Genomic DNA, 2,118 nt, shown 5'->3' on the forward strand with positions numbered 1-2,118 from the left:
CGGCGCCGTCTTGCGCTCGATCAGCGATAACAGTTCCGCGATAACAGTTCCTGTCTTTCTTTCTTCGCCAACTTCACTGGCGTTGCATGGCGGCCTCGACTCATCCCGCCATGATATCCGAGGCGATTATTTATTCAAGCTATTTACGGGATGTTGTACTAGTAAGCCTATAGGTTCTTGGATAGCCGATTGGAGCACTATCGGCCAAGGACGACGCGCGCGCAATCGGTCATTCCTGCGGGATAAGGAAGCGCTCGGGGCGCTTGCCCAGCCACGCCGGCGACCGGCCGCGTCCCGACCATGTCTTGCCGGTTTTGGGATCCATGTACTTCGGGGGAAGTGCCGGCTTGTCTTCGGCAGCGGGAGCGGTAGCGGCACCGGCAGGTCGGCCCCGACGCCGCCGCGGCGCCACGTCCTCCGGCGACAGGTTATACCGAGCCATCAGATCGCGAATCTGCTCAATAGCGGTCGCGACTTCGTTGGTGCGCGCCTCTTCGATCTGGGCTTCCAACGCCTGCTTCTGCGCCACCAGTTCCTGATACGTTGCCATTGTCTTCTCCAATTTTCCAGTCACAATCGACTTATACTCATTCCGGAGACGGTTCGCAAGGTATTCGCTGTCTAAAAGCTGCTGGCCAATTAAGCCCGGACGAGCTCGTCGTATTGATTTCTGGTTTGGCTCTTGGCGGAAAGGAAATTCGGCGATGACAAACGCATGGCAACCGCCCTTAAGCGCGCATACGGGTTCCCGGCAAAAAGTCCCCGCCTGAAGATGAGTTAGAGCCCATTGCGGGCGTGCCGGCATTAGACCAGCGCTCACCAGCGGCGCCAGTGCATTGGCCGACCGTCGCCCCAATTAGAGGGCTCTTGAGGTGCTACTTCACGAACAGGTTCTTGAATGCGCCTACGGCCTACGTTTCCGTCTTCCGGCCCTACTGGGCCTATTTCTTGACCAGTTGGCGATACGAGCCAGAACCAGTCATATGAGCCCCCACCAAGCCAATACTTGTGCTTGTTCACAATAAGGGTGCCCTTGTATTTACCCGCGTGGACAATTTCTAGGGTGTTTCCCTCGGTAACGAATCGCTCTTCCGCATCGCCGACGCTCACTATGTGAACGGCCCGTGACGTAACCCATGCCGTGCTTAGGAAGTAGATCGAGCGTCCGTCCGGCGAAAAGACCGGCGAATTTAGCCCGGCTAAAGCCTGCTTTGGGTTTTTGTGAGCGCGACCTTCAACTAGGCTACGCGCACCCGAGGCGTCGACACCAACTATCCAGATTTGCTCCGCATCTTCCGAACCAAGCGCGGTGTCAACTGGTCGGTGAGGTGTTCGACGAACAAAGGCAACACGTTTGCCGTCGGGAGATAAGGTTGGGGTGGCATCTAGCCCGCTCGTGGTGAGTTGTCTCGCGAAGCCGCTGTCATCGACAAAGACAATATTTCCATCTTCTGCCCTAACAGAGCCCCCGTTTGCTTCCGTGGCAAAAAGCGTAACAAGCAGCAGGGCAATCGATAGCAGGTTCATTGGTAGCCTCGGCATAGCGCCCCCTCCTTCGAGCATTTTCCTCGACGGACATTATGAGGGGCTACTCTGCTTGCGTAACTGTGCCGCAGCCCGCTTCTTGCCAAGGTAGTTCAACTTGCCCAACATTGAAACGTGAGCAGCATGGACAAGTTGACGGGGGCGCCTCAATGGCAATGCGAATAACGGCGGTCATGGTTGACCAAATCCGCTAACAAGGCTCTTACACGGGCACCAAAACGAGCAAGGGGCTACAGCGCAAATGCTGTAACCCCTTGATTTAAATGGTGGGCCTCCCGTGAGTCGAACACGGCGCCAACGGATTATGAGTCCGCTGCTCTAACCAGGCATGAGCTAGAGGCCCTATGGAGCGGGTGAAGGGAATCGAACCCTCGTCGTAAGCTTGGAAGGCTTCTGCTCTGCCATTGAGCTACACCCGCAGTGCGCGGCATGATAGCAGCTAGTACAACATCCCGTAAATAGATTTAATAATTATCAGGCTGTAGGTACGGCTCCAGGAGCGTGACGACCACCTGGGCCATCTCGTCGAGCGAGCCTGCGCCTGGCAACGGCTCCCAACGCCCACTATGGTTG

The 2,118-nt window shown here is 56.6% G+C and carries 2 protein-coding genes and 2 tRNA genes; all 4 read right to left on the reverse strand.

The genetic code is table 11. The features are described from left to right. Positions 1–229: 229 nt before the first annotated feature. On the reverse strand, positions 230–550 hold the full coding sequence (locus AB4Z48_RS40365; RefSeq protein ID WP_441624493.1) for an H-NS histone family protein: 321 nt from the start codon (positions 548–550) through the stop codon (positions 230–232). A 266-nt stretch (positions 551–816) separates the two neighbouring features. After that, the gene (locus tag AB4Z48_RS40370; RefSeq protein WP_441624495.1) at positions 817–1,527 is read right to left on the reverse strand and encodes a TolB family protein; all 711 of its coding nucleotides are present in this window, start codon (positions 1,525–1,527) and stop codon (positions 817–819) included. Between the two features lie 282 nt (positions 1,528–1,809). Continuing rightward, a tRNA-Ile gene (locus tag AB4Z48_RS40375) sits at positions 1,810–1,888 on the reverse strand. A 2-nt stretch (positions 1,889–1,890) separates the two neighbouring features. After that, positions 1,891–1,964 (reverse strand) — tRNA-Gly (locus AB4Z48_RS40380). Between the last annotated feature and the right edge of the window lie 154 nt (positions 1,965–2,118).

The sequence above is a fragment of the Cupriavidus sp. 2TAF22 genome, from assembly GCF_052115045.1.
Taxonomy (GTDB): domain Bacteria; phylum Pseudomonadota; class Gammaproteobacteria; order Burkholderiales; family Burkholderiaceae; genus Cupriavidus.